The sequence below is a fragment of the Streptomyces camponoticapitis genome (assembly GCF_014646115.1).
GTDB lineage: Bacteria > Actinomycetota > Actinomycetes > Streptomycetales > Streptomycetaceae > Streptomyces > Streptomyces camponoticapitis.
The window spans coordinates 1-21,119 of sequence record NZ_BMMV01000025.1; the positions used below are offsets into that span (position 1 = coordinate 1).

25 protein-coding genes are annotated in these 21,119 nt (G+C 66.3%); 12 read left to right on the forward strand and 13 right to left on the reverse strand.

Annotated elements, in window-relative coordinates:
- Positions 1 to 550: 550 nt before the first annotated feature.
- Entirely contained in the window at positions 551 to 1,177 is a 627-nt protein-coding gene (locus IEY79_RS29755) for an MFS transporter (protein ID WP_373292649.1), read from the reverse strand.
- A gap of 78 nt (positions 1,178 to 1,255) precedes the next feature.
- Here IEY79_RS29755 and IEY79_RS29760 point away from each other — a divergent pair, with 78 nt between their 5' ends.
- Both IEY79_RS29760 and IEY79_RS29765 read left to right on the forward strand, forming a co-directional pair.
- Positions 1,256 to 2,164: a LysR family transcriptional regulator gene (locus IEY79_RS29760; protein WP_189110743.1), complete on the forward strand. Its 909-nt coding sequence runs from the start codon at positions 1,256 to 1,258 to the stop codon at positions 2,162 to 2,164.
- A 2-nt stretch (positions 2,165 to 2,166) separates the two neighbouring features.
- Positions 2,167 to 2,841, forward strand: coding sequence for a zinc-binding dehydrogenase (locus tag IEY79_RS29765; protein WP_189110744.1), 675 nt, complete (start codon positions 2,167 to 2,169; stop codon positions 2,839 to 2,841).
- A 200-nt stretch (positions 2,842 to 3,041) separates the two neighbouring features.
- On the opposite strand, the gene IEY79_RS29770 is transcribed toward IEY79_RS29765, so the two are convergent.
- Positions 3,042 to 3,434 (reverse strand): winged helix-turn-helix transcriptional regulator, encoded by a 393-nt coding sequence (locus tag IEY79_RS29770; RefSeq protein ID WP_189110745.1) that lies wholly within the window; start codon positions 3,432 to 3,434, stop codon positions 3,042 to 3,044.
- Between the two features lie 707 nt (positions 3,435 to 4,141).
- Here IEY79_RS29770 and crcB point away from each other — a divergent pair.
- Complete coding sequence (gene crcB / locus IEY79_RS29775; RefSeq protein WP_229701230.1) at positions 4,142 to 4,693, forward strand: fluoride efflux transporter CrcB; 552 nt, start codon at positions 4,142 to 4,144, stop codon at positions 4,691 to 4,693.
- Complete coding sequence (locus tag IEY79_RS29780; protein WP_189110746.1) at positions 4,690 to 5,061, forward strand: fluoride efflux transporter FluC; 372 nt, start codon at positions 4,690 to 4,692, stop codon at positions 5,059 to 5,061. Before crcB ends, IEY79_RS29780 begins: the two co-directional genes overlap by 4 nt.
- Positions 5,062 to 5,352: 291 nt before the next feature.
- Here IEY79_RS29780 and IEY79_RS29785 read toward each other — a convergent pair whose 3' ends face one another.
- On the reverse strand, positions 5,353 to 5,970 hold the full coding sequence (locus tag IEY79_RS29785) for an MIP/aquaporin family protein (protein WP_308426700.1): 618 nt from the start codon (positions 5,968 to 5,970) through the stop codon (positions 5,353 to 5,355).
- A gap of 386 nt (positions 5,971 to 6,356) precedes the next feature.
- Between IEY79_RS29785 and IEY79_RS29790 the strand changes: the two genes are divergently transcribed.
- Positions 6,357 to 7,184: an alpha/beta fold hydrolase gene (locus IEY79_RS29790; RefSeq protein WP_189110747.1), complete on the forward strand. Its 828-nt coding sequence runs from the start codon at positions 6,357 to 6,359 to the stop codon at positions 7,182 to 7,184.
- A gap of 290 nt (positions 7,185 to 7,474) precedes the next feature.
- On the opposite strand, the gene IEY79_RS29795 is transcribed toward IEY79_RS29790, so the two are convergent.
- The 3 genes from IEY79_RS29795 to IEY79_RS38085 all read right to left on the reverse strand — a co-directional run bounded on the left by IEY79_RS29795 (position 7,475) and on the right by IEY79_RS38085 (position 8,598).
- Positions 7,475 to 7,768, reverse strand: coding sequence for an MGMT family protein (locus IEY79_RS29795; protein ID WP_189110748.1), 294 nt, complete (start codon positions 7,766 to 7,768; stop codon positions 7,475 to 7,477).
- Between the two features lie 10 nt (positions 7,769 to 7,778).
- Positions 7,779 to 8,306 (reverse strand): DUF488 domain-containing protein, encoded by a 528-nt coding sequence (locus IEY79_RS29800; RefSeq protein ID WP_189110749.1) that lies wholly within the window; start codon positions 8,304 to 8,306, stop codon positions 7,779 to 7,781.
- A 169-nt stretch (positions 8,307 to 8,475) separates the two neighbouring features.
- Positions 8,476 to 8,598: a hypothetical protein gene (locus IEY79_RS38085; protein WP_268240625.1), complete on the reverse strand. Its 123-nt coding sequence runs from the start codon at positions 8,596 to 8,598 to the stop codon at positions 8,476 to 8,478.
- A gap of 286 nt (positions 8,599 to 8,884) precedes the next feature.
- On the opposite strand from IEY79_RS38085, the gene IEY79_RS29805 reads away from it, so the two are divergent.
- The 4 genes from IEY79_RS29805 to IEY79_RS29820 all read left to right on the forward strand — a co-directional run bounded on the left by IEY79_RS29805 (position 8,885) and on the right by IEY79_RS29820 (position 12,942).
- A complete protein-coding gene (locus IEY79_RS29805) occupies positions 8,885 to 9,577 on the forward strand; it encodes an alpha/beta hydrolase (RefSeq protein ID WP_189110750.1) in 693 nt (230 codons plus the stop codon).
- An 87-nt stretch (positions 9,578 to 9,664) separates the two neighbouring features.
- On the forward strand, positions 9,665 to 10,627 hold the full coding sequence (locus IEY79_RS29810) for an SDR family NAD(P)-dependent oxidoreductase (RefSeq protein ID WP_189110751.1): 963 nt from the start codon (positions 9,665 to 9,667) through the stop codon (positions 10,625 to 10,627).
- Positions 10,628 to 10,757: 130 nt separating this feature from the next.
- Positions 10,758 to 11,750, forward strand: a complete 993-nt coding sequence (locus tag IEY79_RS29815) for an AraC family transcriptional regulator (RefSeq protein ID WP_189110752.1) — start codon at positions 10,758 to 10,760, stop codon at positions 11,748 to 11,750.
- 922 nt (positions 11,751 to 12,672) lie between these two features.
- Positions 12,673 to 12,942: a zinc-binding dehydrogenase gene (locus tag IEY79_RS29820; protein WP_189110753.1), complete on the forward strand. Its 270-nt coding sequence runs from the start codon at positions 12,673 to 12,675 to the stop codon at positions 12,940 to 12,942.
- 67 nt (positions 12,943 to 13,009) lie between these two features.
- Here IEY79_RS29820 and IEY79_RS29825 read toward each other — a convergent pair whose 3' ends face one another.
- The 4 genes from IEY79_RS29825 to IEY79_RS37595 form a co-directional block, all read right to left on the reverse strand.
- On the reverse strand, positions 13,010 to 13,612 hold the full coding sequence (locus IEY79_RS29825; protein ID WP_189110754.1) for an HD domain-containing protein: 603 nt from the start codon (positions 13,610 to 13,612) through the stop codon (positions 13,010 to 13,012).
- A gap of 95 nt (positions 13,613 to 13,707) precedes the next feature.
- Positions 13,708 to 14,223 (reverse strand): hypothetical protein, encoded by a 516-nt coding sequence (locus IEY79_RS29830; RefSeq protein ID WP_189110755.1) that lies wholly within the window; start codon positions 14,221 to 14,223, stop codon positions 13,708 to 13,710.
- Entirely contained in the window at positions 14,224 to 14,892 is a 669-nt protein-coding gene (locus tag IEY79_RS29835) for an MmyB family transcriptional regulator (RefSeq protein WP_189110756.1), read from the reverse strand. It lies immediately after the preceding gene.
- Positions 14,886 to 15,191: a hypothetical protein gene (locus tag IEY79_RS37595; RefSeq protein ID WP_373292658.1), complete on the reverse strand. Its 306-nt coding sequence runs from the start codon at positions 15,189 to 15,191 to the stop codon at positions 14,886 to 14,888. The genes IEY79_RS29835 and IEY79_RS37595 overlap by 7 nt, the downstream gene beginning before the upstream one ends.
- On the opposite strand from IEY79_RS37595, the gene IEY79_RS38470 reads away from it, so the two are divergent.
- Entirely contained in the window at positions 15,094 to 15,525 is a 432-nt protein-coding gene (locus IEY79_RS38470) for a pentapeptide repeat-containing protein (RefSeq protein ID WP_373292654.1), read from the forward strand. The genes IEY79_RS37595 and IEY79_RS38470 overlap by 98 nt on opposite strands.
- A 166-nt stretch (positions 15,526 to 15,691) precedes the next feature.
- Positions 15,692 to 17,431 carry an AIPR family protein gene (locus tag IEY79_RS29845; protein WP_189110758.1) on the forward strand — a complete coding sequence of 580 codons (1,740 nt, stop codon included), beginning with the start codon at positions 15,692 to 15,694 and terminating at the stop codon, positions 17,429 to 17,431.
- A gap of 300 nt (positions 17,432 to 17,731) precedes the next feature.
- Here IEY79_RS29845 and IEY79_RS37600 read toward each other — a convergent pair whose 3' ends face one another.
- From IEY79_RS37600 to IEY79_RS29860, 3 genes are all read right to left on the reverse strand, one after another.
- On the reverse strand, positions 17,732 to 18,085 hold the full coding sequence (locus IEY79_RS37600) for a hypothetical protein (RefSeq protein ID WP_229701232.1): 354 nt from the start codon (positions 18,083 to 18,085) through the stop codon (positions 17,732 to 17,734).
- Between the two features lie 433 nt (positions 18,086 to 18,518).
- Entirely contained in the window at positions 18,519 to 19,412 is an 894-nt protein-coding gene (locus tag IEY79_RS29855) for a DUF6233 domain-containing protein (protein WP_189110759.1), read from the reverse strand.
- Between the two features lie 233 nt (positions 19,413 to 19,645).
- A complete protein-coding gene (locus tag IEY79_RS29860) occupies positions 19,646 to 20,101 on the reverse strand; it encodes a hypothetical protein (RefSeq protein ID WP_189110760.1) in 456 nt (151 codons plus the stop codon).
- Between the two features lie 350 nt (positions 20,102 to 20,451).
- Here IEY79_RS29860 and IEY79_RS29865 point away from each other — a divergent pair, with 350 nt between their 5' ends.
- Positions 20,452 to 21,102, forward strand: a complete 651-nt coding sequence (locus tag IEY79_RS29865) for a dsDNA nuclease domain-containing protein (protein ID WP_229701233.1) — start codon at positions 20,452 to 20,454, stop codon at positions 21,100 to 21,102.
- Positions 21,103 to 21,119 lie beyond the last annotated feature (17 nt).

Consider the following 21,119-nt stretch of genomic DNA (forward strand, 5'->3'; position numbering starts at 1 on the left):
TCCTACGAAGCAGCTGTCACCCTCGCATCACTCCTGATGTGGGCGTGACATTTGACGACAGAACCTAGGGCGTGTTTTGAAAGTCCCGTCTGGCTCACGGCGCCTGGCACGCACGCTCGCCGCGTTGTCGGGTCGCCCGAGTACGCCCGGTACGAGGGCGATCCTCCGCCTTGCGATCGCACGCACCAGACGCCGTGAGCCCCGCCCTGCGGGCGGACGACGCCACTTTCAAAACACGCCCTAGACCGAGCTGGTGCGGCAAGGCTGAAGCCGATCGAGGGCAGCCCCGTCCTGCGTAGGCAATGGCGAAGAACACGGCGAGCACGCCGGCCCCGGAAGCGGGCCGTGCGGCCGCCACGCTCAGGAGCGGACAGCCGTCCCAGCGCCAACTGGGCCACGGCAGAGGCGGCGAACACCGCGCCGCCCCCCGGGCGTAGCCCGAACCGGGCGGCGGACTCTCCCGTCTCCTGCCGGTCCAGGGTCTCCGGGCCGGTGGCCACAATGGCTCCCAGGACCAGGAGCACCACGCCGAACAGCACGAAAGAAGTGGTCAGGGGCGCTGGGGCCCGCTGGGCCAACATCCGGGCAACCAGTGGTCCCAAGGCCAGGCCCGCCGAAGTTCGCGACGGCCGGCCGCCACCGCCCCTGGCACGGGCGATCCGGTCCGCTTCGGATGGGCCCGGGAGTAGAGGTCGCTCAGGTAGGCGGTGGCTGTCGAGGCCATCAGCCCCGTGCCGATCCCTGTCACCACGCGAGCGACGAGCAGCCCCGTCACTCCGTGCCAGGTCACCAGCAACAGGGCGGCGAGGGCGGACGTCAGCAGCGCCGGGACGATGATGCGCCGACGGCCCAGCCGGTCAGAGAGGTGTCCCAGCAGGAGAAACCCCGCCGCGGCGCCCACGACCATCGCCGCGAAGGCCACAGTGACCATCGTGGAGCCAAATCCGTCACGGCCCGCGAACAGCGGCCACAGAGGCGTCGGCACCGTACCGAAGGCCATCAGCGCTCCCAAGGCGATCGCCACGGTCCAGAAACTCCGCGCGGGCGCGATCCCCCCGGATGGCTCGTTCAGCGCCCCGCCGGAACGGTTGTAGAGAGTGAGAAGACAACGAAACAGCTCCGCTCGTGCGAGAGGAATGAAACGCGCCAACCTCGCTGACCAGTACTTCCGTTCCAACCTGCTCTGTGACTCTCACGATTTCCACTGATCAACAGCAGGTAGAGATGATCCACATCTCTGTGAGAGATTGCTTCTATGGAACTTCGCCACCTGCGGCATTTCGTCGCGCTCGCCGAGGAGCACAGCTTCACGCGCGCCGCCGCGAGGGAGCTGATCGTCCAGTCCGGACTGTCCTCCTCCGTGCGCGCTCTGGAAAAGGAGGTGGGGGCCCTCCTGTTTGTGCGCGGCAGCCGCCCGGTCCGGCTGACACCCGAGGGCCAGGCCCTACTGCCCGCCGCCCGCCGCACCTTGGAAGCCGCGGCAGCAGCGAACCAAGCGGTGCAGGATGTGCGCGGCCTGCTCTCCGGGCATCTGCGCATCGGCACCTACCCGGTCAGCCCTCGGCTCCTGCCGCTGCCTTCGTGGCTGGCCGGATTCGCCCGCGCCCATCCGGCGCTGGAGATCACTGTGCGTCAGACCGACGGACCGGCCATGACACTCATGGTCGCCGACGGCCGACTCGACTGCGCCGTGGCCGACCCGATCGCGGGCCCACCGCACGGCCTTCTTGCCATGCCTTTGGCCTCCGAACCTCTCAGGGTCGCCCTTCCGACCTCGCATCCGCTGGCAGAGGAGACGGACCTGACGCTTCAGCAGCTCGCAGGGGAACCCTTCGTCGAGACCGATCTGGCCTGGACGACCCGTACCCGCACCGACGCGGCGTTCGCCGCCGCAGGCCTGCCCAGACGCATTGTCTGCGAGGTCGCGGACTGGCAGCTTGTGCTCGACCTGGTGCGCGCCGGGCTCGGAATCGCCCTGGTCCCCCCAAGCCAGGCCGACACCTGCGACGTGGAGACCTTGAACGGCCTCCGGCTGCTCCCCCTGTCGGGAGTGGACATCCAGCGGGAACTGGCCCTGGTGCTTCCTGTCGGCCAGTCCGCCTCCCCGGCGGCCAGGCGCTTCGCCTCGTACCTGAGCCAGAGGGTTCAGGAGAGTGCGACATAAGCATGGATCCCTTCGGTGGCGCCTACGCGGAGTACATCGTCCTTGACGCCCGACAGGTCGTCAGGGCCCAGGCCGGAACCACACACGCGGAGGCTGCCACGCTTCCCGCGAATGGTCTGACCGCACGCCGCGCGCTCGACGTACTCAACCTGGCCACCGACGACTGGGTCGCTGTGACCGGTGCCGCAGGCGCTGTGGGCGGGTACGCCGTCCAGCTGGCCAAGGCGGACGGGCTGCGCGTGGTGGCTGACGCGGCGCCGGCCGACGAGGAGCTGGTGCGTTCGCTGGGGGCCGATCGGGTCGTCGGCCGGGGACCGGGCATTGCGGGACGCATTCGGAAGGTCGTTCCCGCCGGCACGGAGGCCGTTGTGGACGCCGCGCTGATGGGCCCCGAGGCACTCCCCGCCATCCGGCCCGGCGGCCAGATCGCCCTGGTACGTGGCGACGGGGAACCCGGCACGATTTCCCTCGGCGAGCACAAGAACGTGACGGTCCGGAACGTGTTCGTGCCTGAGTGCCGCTATGCCAACGACAAACTCGACGCCCTGCGCGTGCTCGCGGAAGAGGGCCGGATTTCCTTGCGGGTCACGGAGAAGTTCCCGGCCGACCAGGCGGCCGAGGCACACCGCCGTCTTGAGGCAGGCGGTGTGCGAGGGAGGCTTGTCCTCGACTTTTGAGTCGACGCGGGTCCCGGCGGTCGGCGGCGGGTGGTCACGATCCTGCTCGACGGGATGCGCTGCTCCCGGGCGAACACTCCTCGACGGGCCCGGACCGCAGCTCTGCCGCGTGGAAACCAGTGCTGCGCACGCCCCATAAGCCCTTGACGCGGCGACGCGCCGAGACGATAGCACCGCTGGGTTCGTTCCGGTGAGCGCCGTCACGCCTGTTCGGCGTTGAAGGCTGTTCTTGAATCGAGAATGCCGCTGGCATTCTCCTCCGCCCACCGGGCCAGTGCCCGGACGACTCCCAGCAGGCTGAGCCCGCGCGGCGTGAGGGCGTAGTCGACCCGCGGAGGCTTGGTGTTGTGGACGGTCCGCGTGACGAGACCATCGCGCTCCAGCCTCCGCAGAGTGGCGCTGAGCATCCGCTGGCTGATGGGGCCGCTGAGGCGGCGTAGCTCGTTGAACCCGCGCGTGGTGTCGGCGAGCTTGCAGATCACGACGACGGACCATTTGTCGCCGATCCGCTCAAGCACGTCGCGGGTGAGGTCGCGGCCCTCCTCGCACAGGGCGGGACCCGTGTCGAGAGGTTCCGTGATCAACTCCGTCATGGCACCAAGTATACGAGCGTAACCGGGTACGGGGCATCAACCAGGTACGGTCACGGCCCGTCCGGCTGGGGTGGTTCCCCCGGGTGTGACACCTGCGCACTCAAAAGTGCTCTCTTGCGGCATCGCGCCTGGTTCCAGACACTCGAAACCAGGTACGGAATGCGTACCCGGTATTCATCAGTTATTGCTCTAGGGGTTTTATCGGCACCGCCCTTCTCAACACCATCGCCGCCAGCTCCACCACCGCCTACCTCCTCTCCCACGGACCCGGACTACAGCACACCCTCCGACGAGACGACGTCCCCGGGCACGACCCGCCCCCGGGCACCAGTAGCACATCGTCGGCTTGTTCTTTAAAGTCTGGCCTGGCCACGTTCAACGATGTTGGGGATGTCTGGTCGTTTGGCCCACTCGGGGTGACGGGGTGCCGGTTCTCCGAGCGGGCGGGCGTCCGGGGCCGGGCCCGCCGAGCTTCAGGCGGGTCCAGCACAGTGTCTGCCTGAACAGGCGGAATATGTGCTTCACATCCAATCTGCGTAATCGACGTCCTCACCCCACAGACTCGTCGCCGACGACCACATCCAGACAGCCAGTGCCCGCCAGGCAGACGGCCAACAGCTGGCGACAGAACCAGGAGAGATACCGCCCAGAGTGGCACCTTCGTCAATTCCATCTGCCCATTTATCCTCTGCGAAGCAGGCAGACCAGTGGCGCCTGTCGCCCGTTGGTTCGCTGGTTCGTTGATGGATGAAAGGTCGTCGATGTCGACACCCGGCCTGACACACAACAAAAAGGAGCCGATGAACTGCGACTTCGACGCCCTTGCCGCGAACGAGCACAGATGGCGGGCGCGCGGTGCCGATGTCGTCGCGGTAGTCGCAGCCGGCGGCATCCTCGGAGCAGAAGCCCGCTACCTCGCATCTCGTCTCTGGGCCGAGCCTCCCGGCCGGTTCCCTTACACGACCTTCGGCGTGAACCTATTCGGCTGCTTCCTCATCGGCGTCCTGCTCGTCATCGTCAGCGATATGCGCACGGTGACCCGGCTGGTGAGACCATTCCTGGCAACAGGCGTACTGGGCGGCTTCACAACATTCTCCACCTACGTTGTCGACAGTCAGCGCCTGATCTCCGCCGGACACCCCGGGGTGGCACTGGTCAACATCGTGGGCACGATGGCAGGGGCGCTGGTCGCCGTGAGTATTGGCGCGCTCGGGACGCGCCGTATCATCGCTCTCCGCCACAACCGGCACGCTCGGTGAACGGCCTGTGGGTCGCGCTCGGCGCTGCCCTGGGCGCACCGATGCGCTACTTGATCGACAAGCAGGTACAGGCTGCATGGAAGACGGTGTTCCCCTGGGGGACGCTCGCGGTCAACATCCTGGCCAGTTTGGTCCTGGGCGTTGTCACAGGACTCGTCCTCGCCGGCTCCCCCGACGCATTGTTCAGTGGTCTGGGAGTCGGGCTGTGCGGAGCACTGTCGACATACTCGACGTTCTCCTACACCGCCCTCCGCCTGTTCGAGGACGGGTTCAGGTTCTACGCCGCCGTCAATGTCGCGGTCTCCATCATGGCTGCCCTGGGCGCCGCCTCACTGGGCTTGGCTCTCGCCGCCTACTCGACGGCATAAGGCTGGACTCGGGCCTGGCAGAGGGTGAGCACGGCGTGGGCGGGCTGTCAGGATCGGAGAATCGAGACGTTGGCCCGGCGCCGGGGGCTCCTCCGCCAAGCGCCAGGCTTGGCTTGGGCTTGTGGGAGGACCTGGATTGCGCACGACCTCTCTGGCCCATCAATGAGGGCTCCGGCGGTTCGTTCTCATGGCACCGGTGCCGGCCGTGAAGACGGTGTCGTCAACGCTGCGGGGGCTGAGAGGCCGGAAGACGCAGCCCGCGAGTGCACCTCCGGCCAGGTCCGCCACAAGTCAAATCCAGATCTTGGCCGACGCAAAAAGGCCCGTGGCAGCCGATCCGATGGCGACAGCCGGATTAAAAGCTCCGCCGGATACACCGCCTACCGCTACGGCGCCCGCCGTCACCGTCAATCCAATCGCCAGCCCGTAGAAGCCGTTGTGCGGGTGGTCGGAGGATGTCGCCACGTTGAGCATCACGTGGACCAGAGCGAAGGTGAAGAGGAACTCCGCGAGTAGCGCAATGCAGGTTGCGCGGACCGAGGGCGACAATGTCCGCACTCGGTCCGGGTCGATGAGGTACCGGGCGACGGGTGTGGCAAGCGCCGCGCTCGCCACCTGGGCAACCCAGTGCGCGACGGCACGTTGCCAGGAGATCTTGCTGCGGATCAGTACGCCCAAGGTGACCGCCGGGTTGTAGTGACCGCCGGAGATGTGGCCGCCTGCGTAGACCATGATCATGAGGGCCAGCCCGATGGCGAGCGGAGCCAGTGCGGCCTTGCTGAAGAGGACACAACCGACCGTGAGGACAAGAAAGAAGGTACCGATCGCCTCGGTCATGACGCCTCGCAGGACATTCCGCTTCATCCCTGAGACCCCGCTCTCTTCTCTGGCCCTGCAGGACCGACACATCGCGACAGCACCGGAACGGGAAGTCTGCGAGTTGCGCCAGCAGCTGCCGGGATATTCCACGCGTGTTCCCAGGTGGCACGCAAAGGCGGAGAGGCGAGACTCTCGGTGCGACGACCCGGCTGGTCATCGGAGTACGGTTCTCAACAGACTGGCAACGGGGGTTATCCAAGGGTGGCTGGGGCTGACGGCTGCTCGACGCGCCCGAGTGCCGGTTGTCGGTTAGCCTGGTGAAAACGACGTGCTCATACCTGTCGCGTTTAGCTGCTGACCTCATCGTCGCTTTCTTTGCACGTCATTTGCTGATAGCGGCGTGAACCCCAGCTTCTGGCCGGCGACTGAACTCCGCGGAACTGTGGGGTTCCGTACGAGCTGGAAAGGAACGCACCATGCCCTTCGCCACCGCAAAAGACGGCACACAGATCTACTACAAGGACTGGGGCGAGGGTCAGCCCGTCGTCTTCTCCCACGGCTGGCCGCTCATCGCCGACGCGTGGGATCCCCAGATGAAACTGATGGCGGACAACGGGTTTCGCGCTATCGCTCACGACAGGCGTGGCGGCGGGCGCTCCGGCCAGCCCTGGGGAGGCAACGACCTCGACACCTATGCCGACGATCTCGCGGCGGTCATCGAGGGCCTTGATCTGCGCGACGTCATCCTGGTCGGCCACTCGACCGGTGGTGGAGAGGTAACCCGCTACATCGGCAGGCACGGCACCGGACGGGTCGCCAAGGCGGTACTGGTGGGAGCGATCCCGCCGCTCATGCTCAAGACGGAGGCGAATCCCGAAGGCCTTCCGATCGACGTCTTCGACGGAATCCGGGACGGGGTGGCCAAGGACCGTTCGCAGTTCTACAAGGACCTCAGTGCCGCCTTCTACGGTGCGAATCGTGATGGCTCGACCGTCACCCAGGGGACCCGCGACGAATTCTGGCTGTGGTCAATGTCGGTCGGTATCAAAGGCGCCTACGACTGTGTGAAGGCGTTCTCCGAGACCGACCTCACCGAAGACCTCAAGCAGATCGACGTCCCCACGCTGATCGTGCACGGAAACGACGACCAGATCGTTCCCATCGTCGCGGCCGGCGACAAATCCTCCAAGCTCGTCAGGGACGCCGTCTACAAGGTCTACGAGGGCGCGCCCCATGGGCTGGCGATGGTCCCCAAATTCGCAGAACGGTTCAACGCCGACCTCCTAGAGTTCGCACGCAGCTGAACCAGAAACCGCCCGGCCACGATCGGCTTCTCAAACCGAGTCCGGCCCGGCCCGGGGGCTGGGGTATGAAATCGTCCGCGCGACGGGCTTGGGCCGGCCATCAGGTGATGGCCGGCTTCCGCGGCCTCGGGTTGTCGGCGCCGACCACGACCCGCCGCAGGGGATACTCGGTCACGGTAGGACAGACGTGGTGGCCCCTCCGCCAACAGGCAGCGGAAGTCAGATGGCCGGACCGGCTGACTGCGGCTCGCATGGCCTGAACACTCCGTGCAACAGGCCACAGGTCGCCCTCATCTCTCGTTGGCGTACGCGTCCTCACGAGCGCGGTTCATGTCCACCCGCGCCCCAAGCATCGGTGTCCCTTCAGCATGGAGGAGTTTCGGCGCCTGTCCGCCGTGACACGAGGCGGGTGTTCCGTCGGCGTAGACGATTCGCCACCACGGCACACCGTCGCCGAGTAGGCTCATTGCCCGTCCCACCTGCCGTGGACCTGCTCCCACCCTCCGGCCTATATCACCGTAGGAGGCAACAAATCCGGCGGGAATCGCAGTGACCGCTTCACGGATCTCGTCGATAATGCTCATATTTTCCTCGTCAGGACGGCTGCGGGTAGGTCAAATGGCCTTCCTCGACTCGTGCGTTTTCGTTGAGGGCCGCCATTTTGGTTACTCCGCGTGACATGATGTGCGCCACTTCCACACCCTCGACGATCAGGGCATCGGTGATCAGTCTGCGATGACAGCGCCACGGAACCGCCTCACTGCACATGATCGCCGGCCGTTCATGCTCGGCCAATTCCATCAGCTCCTCCAGCCCGTCCGTGAACTCGTCGCCGCCCATGTAGTCGGCGTAATCACGGAAGGCTTTGACCCGCCATGCGCCGTTCACGCTCGGTAGCCCTTTCGGAGTGTGCCGCCTGCCGCCGAGCTTCGGAATCCACCGGTATTCGAGGTCATTCGGCAGCGCCTCGGTGATCGCCGACTGATTCCACTGTGGAAACTTCTTCGACGACGGGAACGAGCGAACGTCGACCAGACAGGTGATGTGGTTGCTCCGCAACATGTCCACCACCTCTTCGAAGTCACGGGTTGAATGGCCCACCGTACAGATGCGGTTCGCCATGCCGCCGCCTCTCTCGCATCACCATGACACCGTCAAGGTTTCCGTCACGGCCTGGTCTTTCAGGGTAATAGACCATCTTCCCTTGGCTGGTCCACGCGCTGGGTCTCGGCAGTCTGCTATTTAAAAGGCATTGCCGTCGGAAGGTCGTCCTGCGCGATGCCCCGGCGAATTACTCGGCCAACTCACCTTCGGCCGTTCTCGGCTGGATGCCGAACAGGTCGGAGATGATCATGGGCGGCAGGTCGGCGAGCGCTTCCGTCATGGCGGTGTTGCGAGCGGCGCGGGTGGGCACGGCGTGACAACTCATGGTGTCCGCCGAGCCCCATGGGCTTGCGAGGGCGATGGGCTTGCTCTGCCGCACGTCCGGCCGGACGCCCGGGAGGACGTGCCGGACGATCGCGCAAGAAGCGTGGACGGTGGAGCGTGGTCGGGCGCCCGGCGCCCCCATAACCTCGGTGGGGAGCCGAGCGCCGCGATCCACTCGCCGCCGCCCCGCACTCTGTGTGGTGACCGGCGGGTGAGTAGGGCTCGCCCTCAAGCGGCGCGCGTCACCGTCATCTCTCCTCGAAGGCCGTTCCATGACTACCGCAACGCACGGCAATCCGATAATCCTGCTCGTCCATGGCGCCTGGCACGGCGCCTGGTGTTGGGAGAAACTCGTTCCCGAACTCACCGACCAGGGATGGCGAGTTCTCACGGTCGATCTGCCCAGCGCTTCGTCCGACCCCGCCAATACCGCGGGGATGTACGACGACGCCCGCGCCATTCGTAGGTGCCTGGACGGTGTGGACGCCCCGGTGACCGTCCTGGCGCACTCCTACGGAGGCTTGCCCGCCACGGAGGCCGCCGCCACTGCCACCAACGTGTCCCGCCTGGTCTATCTTGCCGCTTTCCAGCTGGATGAGGGCGACTCCCTCGCCAGTCAGAGTGGAGGGCAGCTACCCACCGGCGACACCGGCATCCTGCCTGTTCCCGAGGATCCGGCCAAGCACTTCTACGGCGACGCCGTCTCCGAGGACGCCGACCGCGCCGCGCGGCGGCTGGTACCGCAGACCGTGAAGTCCTTCAGCGAATCGCTCACTGAACCGGTGTGGAAGACGGTGCCCTCCAGCTACATCATCTGTGAGCAGGACGAAATCCTTCCGCCGGCGCTTCAGGAGGCGATGGCTGCCCGCGCCGACCGCTCATATCGCTTGTCCTCCAGTCATTCCCCTTTCCTGTCCATGCCGGGCGACCTGGCCCGGCTGATCACCACCGACGCCGACCGTTAGAGGCCCGTCCGCCACCGTGGCACACCGCATTTACCGGCGTTCTGGTTCCGACCGCACAGCGCTGCTTCTCGTCCAGGAAGGCGCACCATGAACACAAGCTCGCCCGTCACCACTCCTTTCTCCGGCCGTGCCACCGCCCTCCAGGTGCTGGACGGCGTGGATCTCACCGGTCGCCGTGCCGTGGTCACCGGCGGTGCCTCCGGTATCAGCGCGGAGACCGCCAGAGCGCTGGCCATGGCCGGGGCGGAGGTCATCCTGGCCGTCCGCCGTCCGGCGACCGCTGCGCCACTCGTGTCAGAACTCTCCAGGGCTCCCGGTGCCGGACCGCTCCGCGTCACCGCGCTGGACCTTGCCGACCTGTCGTCGGTGCGGGCCTTCGCCCGTGCTTGGAGCGGTCCGCTTGACATGCTCGTCGCCAACGCGGGGATCATGGCTCTGCCGACGCGAACCGTGACCGGCGGCGGATGGGAAATGCAGCTCGCCACCAACTTCCTCGGCCACTTCGCACTGGCCGGCTTTCTCCACGGTGCGCTGCGTGAGGCGGACACAGCCCGCATCGTGACTGTCAGTTCCGGCGTGCACCGCAAGGTCTCCTTCGACTTCGATGACCCGCACTTCGAGCGGCGTCCATACGATCCGTGGGCGGCCTACGGGCAGTCAAAGACGGCCGGCGTGCTGTTCGCTGTTGGGGCCCGCCGCTGGGCGGCTGAGGGGATCATGACCAACGCGGTCGCACCCGGCTTCATCCTCACCAACCTCCAGCGCCATCTCGACGACGACACCATGCGAGCGTTCGGCGCGATGGACGCTGAAGGGAACCTCACCCCGCTGCCCCACTACAAAACCCCAGCGCAGGGAGCGGCGACTTCCGTGCTGCTGGCGGCCTCGCCTCTGCTGGAAGGTGTCACCGGCCGGTACTTCGAGGACAATCAGGAGGCCCGTGTCGTTCGCGGCGACGAGGAACAGCCAGGCGGCGTCGCTGCTCACGCTCTGGACCCGCAAACGGCGGACCGGCTCTGGGAGTATGCCGAGAGTGCGGTACGGGACTGACCGGTAAGAAGGCAGCGCCGCGGGGCGACGCGTCCTCGCAATGGACGGGGGCGCTCGTCGCGTCCCACAGCACAGCACATGGACAATACATGTACACATACCCGTCCTTCACGGTTGTCCGGAGCCTTATGTGGATCCCTTGTCGCATGTCCTGTCCCTGCTCAACGTCGAGGGTGTCGTCTCCGTCCCGCTGCTCGCCGGCGGGGACTGGGCCGTGGACTTCAGCAGCCACCGGCATGTGAAGTTCGCTGCCGTCCTCACCGGCCGGTGCTGGCTGATCGTGAAAGGCGTCGACGAGCCCATCCGGCTTCAGCAAGGTGACTGCTACCTGGTGATCGGTGACCGTCGGTATCGGCTTTCCAGCAACCCGGACGTCCCTGCCGTCGACGCCGCGCCGGTTTTCGCAAACCTGATCGACGGCCTGGCGCGCTGCGGCACCGGCCACGACACCACCTTGGTCGGTGGCCGTTTCACATTCGACGAGGCCAACGCGGCACTTCTGCTGGACGGACTGCCGCCGGTCATCCACGTTCCCGCCGGCTCGGATCAGTCGGACGCCATGCGCACCGTCGTGAACCTCATCGGTGGTGAGGCACTCGGCTCCCTCATGGGAAGTACGCTGATGCTGGACCGGCTCGCCCAGGTCCTACTTCTCCAAGCCCTTCGCGCCCACGCCAGAAGCGTCTCGCACGACGCCCCGGGCTGGCTCGCAGCACTGCTGGATCCGCGGGTTGGGCCTGCCCTGAACCTGATGCACAGTGAGCCGGCCCGCCCCTGGACCGTCGCGAACCTCGCCGCCGCCGTCAACGTGTCGAGGTCGACGTTCGCCTCGCGGTTCAAAAACGCGGTGGGCGCCAGCCCGGCCGAATACCTCACGCGGCTGCGCATGCATGTGGCAGGCGCGATGCTCCGCGACACCGATCTGTCCGTCGCCTCCATCGCGACGGCCGTAGGTTACGCGTCGGAGTCGTCCTTCACTACGGCGTTCAGGCGCGTCATGACACGCACACCGCACGTGTATCGGACGCGCGCACGCCAGCCGGACCACCCCCCAGGGCAGCACGCGCTACCGGCTGCGGTCGTCGGTGCGCTCGCTCCCGTGGTGAGTACGTCCCGCCGGTGACGGGCGCGGCTTCGCGGTCTCCCAAGCAGGCACCCTGGTAAGCGGATCAAGGGCGGTCCCAGGCCACCCGGTCTCCGCTCGTCGTAGACGGTGGACAATGTGACGCCCCGACCGGTGTGTTCGCCGTACCCACCCGTGCGAGCTCCGGCTTACGGATGACGGAAGCCAATCTGCGACGCATGCCGTCGGTGCATGTCGCACCCGCCGTCAACCATGTCTTCCAGCAGCCCGAAAGCACCTACGAGCGGAAAGCCGCGTAGACCCCCTGCTCGGCTCGTCCCGCCGGGCCAGCACGCGCCCTGAGTTCCGTTCCCTTCCTGGCACAATGAAAATGGCGGTCGGGCGGAGCCGCCTCCAACCGACCGCTTCCACCCCTCACCAGAGCCACGAACATTCTTGCCGACGCTGCGGACGAAGCGAGCGCTGACGCTTTCGTACATGTGTCCTCTCACCCGTCGGGACGGGAGTGCGGCCTCACCCACGCAGGCTGGACGCGGCGGAATGTGACCTGCACCAGCGCTGCCTGCCTCTTGGTCGTGGCTGCGGCCCCGACGGGGGGCCGAGGCCAACGGAAGCAGAGTGCCGCGCGCCCCTGGCGGACGAGACGCGCAACGTGACGGCCCAGCAGACGAGATGGGACCCGGGACGGACACCGACCTGTGCATAGCAGATCGCGTGATGGCGGTGACCGTACCGACGGAGCCCCGCGGTAGCGCCTACTCGCAGTACCTCGCTCTGCCCATGAACGGGCTCACCGCCCGCCTGGCTCTCGACCTGGCCAACGTGTCCGCCGGTCAGACACCCGTCGTCATAGGTGCCGCAGGGGTGGTCGGCGGAGACATGACGCAGATGGCGCGCCGTGCCTGGGCGCTGACAGCCTGGTGGACCTGCCGGCCTCGGATCGGCGGCGGTCGCCGCGGCCGTGCACAAGGGAGGTGCGATCCTCGCGCTCAGGCGGACTGCGCCCTCCCAACCCGGCCGAACCCCGACGCCGGTCTCTACGCAAGTCCTGGCCTTCGTCCCGGACTACCGGGACGAAGGCCACAGGAGGCTGGACCGCCTGCGCGGGCAGGTGGAAGCTGGCGAACTCACTCCCCGCGTCACCCGTGTCCTCTCCACCGAGCGGACCGCCGAAGTCCATCGCCTGATGGAAGCCGACGGCGTGCGGGGCCGGCTCGTCGTCGAGTTCTGAGCGGCCCGTGATCCTCGCCTTTCACGTACCGCTTGCGAGACAGGTGGTCGGTGGCACGTGGTGCGGGTCAAAAAGCGGGACTGACACCTGTGTGCCCAGGGTCCGCCAGACGGGCGGCAAGCAGCCCTCCCGGCCAGCTGGACTTCGGCGCCTTCCCTGGACATCGCAGGCCCTGCTCGACCACCGCGTCACCGAGTACGGCCTCGATACCCATCCGCGGAAATCGAGCGAGCGAGGCGGACAACTGCCTGTCATCGGCCCCTGACAGATCGGTCGCGCCGAAGTCAGCCAGTACGCCGAGCCGGACAAGCCTCGGCAGCGTCCCCATGCGCTCGGCGATACCCGGAGACGTGTGCAGGGCAATGGCCTCCCACACCTGCTGAACCAACGGTTCAGGCCAGCCATACGTAGAGAGGAAGTCACTGGCCGCGTCCGCTCCCTCCACCTCGAAACGCTGCGGTCCGTCATACGCATCGGCTGTTCCCGCGTCGTGAAACAGGCACGCGACGGCCAGAGCTTCGCGCTCCCGTTCCTCAAGTCCCTGCCGTCGGCCCAGGTGGTCGGCCACCAGCCAGACCCGCACGCTGTGGTTGACGATCGCTGGCCGTAGGACGGACTCCACGTGCGCGTAGGCGGAGTCGGCGACCGCTCCCCCGAAGGAGACCTTCATCCCGTGCCTTCCTTTGTCCGAGCCGTTTGGGGACGGCACCGCATCGTGACAATAGCCGCCCTGCGGCCGGCCGCCCCGCGCCTTTGCTGCGTGGCTCAACTGCGGGCCGCTCCTACCGGGATCACCATCCGCGAGGTGTCGACCAGCGGAACGCCCGGGATGCGGAACGCGGGCAGGACCGTCGGCTGCCAGAAGCCGGCGCAGCCCCAACCGACCTCGTCCAGGAGCCGGGCGAACAGCAGCCCGGAGAACGCGGCGGCCACACAACAGGTCAGCATGAACACCCCGGAGCCGCGTCCCACATGCGCTATTCCGGGACTGGCGGGGCCGGTCAACTCAGCGTGGGACTGCGTTCGGTGGCTCGGAGGGGTGAAGATGAGGCAGCTGCCGGGCAGGGAGGCGGGGAAGAGGGTGTGGCTGACGAATTCGATGGTCTTCCCGCCCAGGGTCGGGAGTCTCGTCCGGTGGATGTGGCCGTCGCCGTTCTCGGCCACCTCGGTGGTCGTTTCCCACAGGTGGAGCACGGCGGGGTCCGCGCACACGTTTTCGGCGAGCCTGGCCAGTACGGCCTTGTCGGGCCGGCCCGCCAGGGCGAACCGCAGCAGTCTCACCTACCGGTCGGCGTGTTCGCGCAAGTCGAGGTACTGGTGGCGGGCTTCCGGGTCGAGCAGGAGCCTGGTCAGCGGGTTGGGGCCGGGTTTCGTCACCCACGGCCACCAGTTCGCCATAACGGGGTTGTAGGCGAGGACGTTCCAGAACCGGTCGCAGAGGAAGCTGGGTGAGGGCTGCCTGTCGATCAGTACCCGCAGGGCCTCGGGGACGCGCGGTCCGGTCTGTGTGACGGGCAGGCCGAAGAAGCCGCCAGCGTTGTGCGGCAGCGCGTGGCGCTCGCCGCGGTCCTTGCCGCGGTACGGCGGGACGACCAAGATCGGTGTCTTCTCGCCGTTCGGGGACCAGTACACCGGGTAGCACCGTTTGGTGTTGGTGTCGACGGCCGGTTTGGCCTGTCCGGCGGTGCAGTCGGCCGGCAGGTAGTTGACCACTGACTGCGCGCCGGTTTCCGATGTGATCGTGTAGAGGCGCGGCTTGTGCAGGGGCAGGATGTCGTCGCTGTTGCCGTCGACGCGGTTGGCGAGGAATTCGTGGGTGAAGGTGACCGGGGGCAGGGCTATTTCGGTGCCGTGCTGGCCGGTGTGCCGGTTCTGCCACCAACGACCAGCTTCTCCTCCTCGCAGGCGCAGAGAAGCACGTCCGGGACATGACCGCCGGCGCTTCACCATCTACTGCAGTAGTCCCTGAAACGCCGCGTCAAGCCCCAGGCGCACCCGAACGTTGAGATCATCAAGGAACGAAGCTTGAGGCTGGCGAGATAGCTCTCGGGCGTCTCGTCGAAGCGGGTGGCGATGCCACGCCAGTCCCTCAGCCGGCTGATCAGGCCCTCGAAGACATTCCCTTGCTTGCAGAGGTCGGCGTCGCGGCTGATGGGCCAGCCGCCTCTCCTGCCCTTCTTGCCGCGGCACCCGCTGGTTCTGTCCCGCACAAATCTCTGGAAGGCCAACCTCCGTAGCACGAACCTCACGGACGCCAAGCTGCAGAGAGCCATCCTCCGTGGTGCGCGCCTCACGAACGCGGTTCTTCGGGGAGCCGACCTGTCCCGCGCAGATCTGATGCGCGCCGATCTTTCGGAGGGAGCCTACAGACAGCGGACGCGCGTGACGCGGACTTCCTGGGCGCAGACCTTACCGGGGCACGCGTCAACCTGGATGGCATCTGCCTGGCGTGCATCTATCCCCCAACAACCTTGCCCCCGACCCTCACACGGGGACGGGGCCCCGAATCATAGGCTCTTCACCTTCGGGCCGCGTGAGGCGGGCTGTCCGACGAGTGGTCTGGTAAGCGAGGAGCCCCTCTGACCAGGAGCCTTATAGGAGAAAGTGATCTCTCCCCTGCCGGTCACCACATCGGTGGGATGGGCGATTCGAGGGCCATACACCATCCCAGACCCTTCGATGGGGTTTTCACGCGCTTCGAATCCTGCGAGCATCTTGTCGCGTTCGCATGCCTATTGGGGGGTGTTGCATGACATTCGTGCAGAACAACGACCAGCGGCTACTCGACCGCATCCTGGATGATCAGCATCGTCGGCTGGCACCGCATCAGGGACGGGACGATTTCTTCACTTTCTTCGCCGCTGACAAGGCACTGCAGGACTGGGACCTCGACAACGACGAGATCTTGGACGGAATCGTGGACGGGGCGCACGACTGCGGTATTGATGGCATCTGGTCGTTCGTCGACGGCCGCTACGTCACCGCCGATGCTCACCAGTACCTGCCCTCACGGGCGAGCACCATCGAACTGGTCGTCCTCCAGGCGAAGACGTCTCCCGGTTACCAGGAGACGGTCTTCGAGAAACTGCACTTCCACCTGCCGACGCTGCTCGACATGAGCCGCAACGAGGACGACCTTGTGGCGCACACGAACGCAAAACTCCTGGAGCGCACACGCCGGTTTTTACGAATCCTGGAAGAGATGGCCTCGTCGTTCCCCCAGGTCCAGATCAAAGTCATCTACGCCAGCAAAGCCGCCGAGGGCCCTCACCCCAATGTGAAGTCCAAAGGCGACCGTCTCCGGCGTGAACTATCAAAGATCACCTCCGACACAGCCGCCACGATCGAGTACCTGAACGCACCCGGCCTGCGCGAGCGCACCGCCCGGGGCGCCAAAGCCGTAGCACAGCTCATCTTCTCCGAGACCCCGATGAGTACATCGCTCGGCGAGGGCTACGTCTGCCTAGCCCGACTGGACGAGTACTACCGCTTCATCACTTCCGACAACGAGGCTCTACGGCTGGAGCTGTTCGAGTCGAACGTACGGGACTACGCCGGCTCGACGGCGGTGAACAACGCCATCTCCGAGACGCTCAAGTCGGGCACGCGCGAAGACTTCTGGTGGTTCAACAACGGTGTCACGGTCGTCGCCGAGGCCGCCCAGATAGCGGGCAAGAAAATCGTCATCAAGGAACCGCAGATCGTCAACGGGTTACAGACCAGCCACGAGGTCTACAGCTACTTCCAATCCGGCGGACAGCACCGTGACCGCTCTCTGCTGGTCAAAATTGTGGTTGCCCCCCAGTCCGGCACCACGCGCGACAGAATCATCCGGGCCACCAACAGCCAAACCCAGCTTCCAGCCGGGGCCCTCCGGGCGACCGAGCCGATCCAGAAGGACATCGAAGAGAGCCTCACGCACGCCGGAGGCTACTACTACGAACGCCGGGCCAGTTACTACCGCAACCTCGGGTTCAACCTCGAACAAGTCGTCAGCATGGCCCGCCTCGCGCGCGAATTCACTGCGTTCGCCCTGCGAGACCCGCACACAGCGCTGCGACACTCTGAGGCCCTGCTACTGGACGACGGGCACTACAGCCAGATCTTCTCTCCCCGGCTCGACCTGGACATCTATCGCCTCACATTGGACGTCCACGCCCACCTCCGCCGATTCCTGACCCAGTACGCCCAGGACCGGCCTCTGCTGGGAGAAACCATCGAAAACTGGCTCTACCCCATGGCTTGTGTGTCCGCGTACACCCTGACGCGCCTGCGCCAGCCCACCACACGGGACCTGCTCAACATCGACCTGAACCACCTGAGCCCGGATCTGATGCAGCGTATGGCCGGAACCCTGGACCAGACCTTCAAAGCAGCTCTGCGTCAAAACAAAGCCGGTGGTGTCGACCGAATCGCCCGCAGCGAAGACTTCACCATCAAACTACGCCAGTCCGTCATCTCCCAAAGCCGCTACCAAATCGAACGCTGACGAACCCGCAAGGGCTGGGCGCGCACTGACCTGGCGTCCCGCTCATTACGGGCATCGGGCCGGAAACATGACGAAGAAGTCGCCAGAGGAAGGTGAAGCGACGTTGTGGTGAGGGCTCGACGAGGTGCTGTCCGGCCCCCACCGTCCCCGTCGGGGGGAAGGTCCCGTCGACAGGAGAGGGAACGAGGACACGCCGGGGGCTGATGCGTGGGACGGCTCACGCTTGTCCGGCTTTGCCGGTGGCGGGTCGAAGGGGGTGTGGTCATGGCGTGCCGTCCTCTTTACGGTCGGGGACGGCCGTCACACGGTGCCCGGAGGCGGCTGCGGCTGCCTGCGGGTGTTCGGCACCGACGAGGTCACCGAACTCGTGGCCAGGGCGTGCCGGTAGGCGGTGAAGGTGCGGTAGCGGCTGGTGGGGTTGGCGAGGTAGTGGCCCGCCGTGTCCACCGCGAGAGGGAGCCCACCGAGCCGCTCCCCGAGCGCGGCGGCCTCCTCCGCCGTGCCGGCGGCGGGTGCGGCATCACGCAGCGCCGCGCCCGAGGGGCCGGGGTCAAGGGGTTCGAGGGGGACGAGGCGGGCCTGCGGTCCCCAGGTGGTGGGCGCGGTGTCGCGGGTGGTGACCAGGAGAAGTCCGGCGCCGTCGGGCGCACCCACCCACGGTAGGAACCCGGCGGCTCGCTGCCGGGTCCGAGGTTGCGGGGGGGGTGTCGACGTTGTCGATCACGATCACCCACCCCCGCACGGCTGCCAGTTGATCCCACACCACGTCGACAAGCGCTGCCCGGCCGCTCTGGGCGTCGTGGAGCCGGGTTTCGGAGAGGCCCAGTTCCTGGGCGATGCGGGTGAGGTCGTGGGCAAGGCGGGCAGCGTCGTCCTGCCACCGCACCCAGAACACCGCCCGTCCTCCCGCCTCTGCCTGTTGGGCGGCCTGGGCGGCGAGAGTGGTCTTGCCCAGCACACCCGTCCCGCAGACCACCACCAGCCCGCCCTCCCGGCCGGCCACCAGAACCCAGGAGGTCGGCGAGCTGACTGTCACGGCCAAACACCGCGCGGCCGCGTCCGGCAGGCCGAGGCGATGCCTTACCGGTCAGTCACCGGTGGGGTCGGGGCGCCGCAGTATGGGCTTCAATTCCCGGTCTACACCGCACCGCACACACAGCGCGGTGCCATGCCAGTCCGCTTCGAACAGGGCGTCCCTCAGGGACAGTACCGGCGCGTAGGGAGGGGCCTGCTCGCAGTCCGGGGCGTGCAGGAAGCGCCCGCGGTCAGCGCTCAGCTTCTGTATGACCCACCCGGCCGGCCGGCCTGGCTCCCGCGCATGGCGGCCGGGACCAGCGATGCCCGACACAATTGCCTCCAGAGACGGCTCACGCCGGTGTATCTCGTCCACAAGCCAGTGGTTCTCCGTCTCCGTCTCCCAACTCACCAGCACTTTCAGCACGTTGCCGTTCGTGCCGGCTCCCCGGTCCTCCAGCATCCGGTACGCGTACTCCGCCAGCCGGGGCCGTCCGTACCGAAATCCCACTTCTTTCGCGAACCAGGAACCAGGCTGAAAGGCTTCCGGCAAGGCCGCGCTGAACTCTGGGCGAGCCTCCACATACTCAGTCAACGCGGCCACCGCCGCCCGGTTGATGGCCGCCCACCCGTGAGTACCGGCCCGCCGCCATACCGTGATGGCGAGCGCGCGCCTCGCTATCCATGAGACGGGCACTTCCTCCTTCGTGACGGCGCTGATCAGGCACTTCTTCACCTGCTGATGAATCTGCACGATCCGGCGGATTCCGCGGAAACCCAACACCGGTCCCCAGATGGGGAACAACAAGACGATCAGCGCGGAAAACAGAACCAAACTCGCGATCCCAGCGGCACCCATGATCAGGGGCCAGCTGGGAATCAACCGTCCCTGCATGATCGGCACAACCACGAATATGAAGACGAAACCCCCAATAGCGACAAGGGAAAATGCAATCTCACCGACCACGTCCGCCCCCGGTTCCGAAACTCCGTGCGACCCACCACTACACGTGGCCCGGAGCTGCTGCCCGGCTCAACAAGCCTGACAGGTAAGGGCCTTGACGTCATGGACAGTGACAAAAGCGTCCCCCGCTGCCAAGCAGTTCCCTCTGTGGAACACGCCGACTCTGGTGGGGGCGGCGCAGACGATTCCCGCATACAACGGCGGACCGATCTCCGGGCTGTACGCCACCGGGGAGATCACCGGAACCAGGCCCAGCGCACCAACGAGGAGGCTGGTGCCGCTGAGGATGTCCAGCCGTCGGCAAAGCTGTCGCTCGGGTCGAAGCCGCGTAGGTTGTCCGTGCTTCCGAAGAGGCAGAGGTCGATCCTCTGGCCGTGCACGTTTCGAACCTGAACGTGCATGAGTGCAGCGCTTTGGGTGTGCGATGCGGCGAACTCTGCGAACTCGACTTTGCCAACGCCGCTGACGTACGCGGCTTCGGGTTCTGTGTCCAGGCTCTCCGTCGCCGCGCTACCGATGTGCCGCAGAACACGGCGCGCTTCCTCAAGCCGGTTTCGTGTCATCCGCTGCTTCGGGCCGAAGCCTCCTTGGAGGCCGATGAGTGAGAGGCCGAAGGTCCAGCTTCGACGTCCCGCGAGCTCGATGCCGTTCTCCTCGGCAACCCGTTGGACTGCTCGGTCTGACCAGTACACATACCGGCCGACCTCGTTAGGGGCTGCCATTCGACCTCGAGTTCGTCGGTGCACTCCGGGTTCCGGAGTTGAGGCCAGGGTCGACTGCCGAGCCAGTCTTCGCGGGATCTTCGAATTCCCACCCAGGAGAGGGCAAGCCCTGGTAACGGAGGTCGGTTCGCAATCAACAGGCATGAGAGCCAGAGCATTCCACTTTTCTGTGATCGCCTGGTTACGCGCTGCGGCTGGGCTGTGGTAATCCTGGGGATCTTGGATTTTCCAGCTCGCGGCGGTGGGCACGGTGGGCGGGCAGCTTGGGGGTGGCTGTGGTCGACGTAGCTGTAGACGCTGTGGATGATGACGATGACTTCGTGCAACCGATCTTCCGGACGGCGCCGGGCGAGGACAGCGGTTCCGACACCCTTGGCCTGTGCCGGTTCCAGGCTGAAATCGCGGCGCAGGCGTGTCTGGCCATGCTCACTCACGAGGACATCGAGTACGTCGTCTGCGAGTGGCACGAGGACTTCGTCGTCGGTTTCAAAGACGGCCGGGTCGAGCTAGTTTCGGTGAAGCACCGTCAGTACCGCCGGACGCTCTGGAACGTCAGCGACTTGTGCGAGGACGGGGGCCTGGCCCACCTGTTCAACAGCTGGCGTGCGTGTGGCGGTGCAAGCAACGTCCAGCTGCGCCTGACCACTAACGGGGCTCTGAACACCTCCAAGAACAACGCCGCCGCTCTCGCGCAGATGTGCGGCTCTGATCCGGAAGTCACCGACGGTATCGACACCGTGGCGAAGACCATCGCACAGTACTTCCTGAAGATCCGCTGGAAGCAGCCTTGCCCGAACATTCCGGTGGTGCCAGAGGTCGCCAGGATGGCCGACATAGCCATTCCCGATGGCTTCATCGCCACGATTAAGGCCTTCATGGCGGTGCTGCACATCGACTTCGAGAACGTGCCGCCCGCCAGGTTCGTTACTGACGTCAATATCCAGCAGCTCCTGCGGCCGGCTATCGCGTAACTACCTGGCCTTTCTCG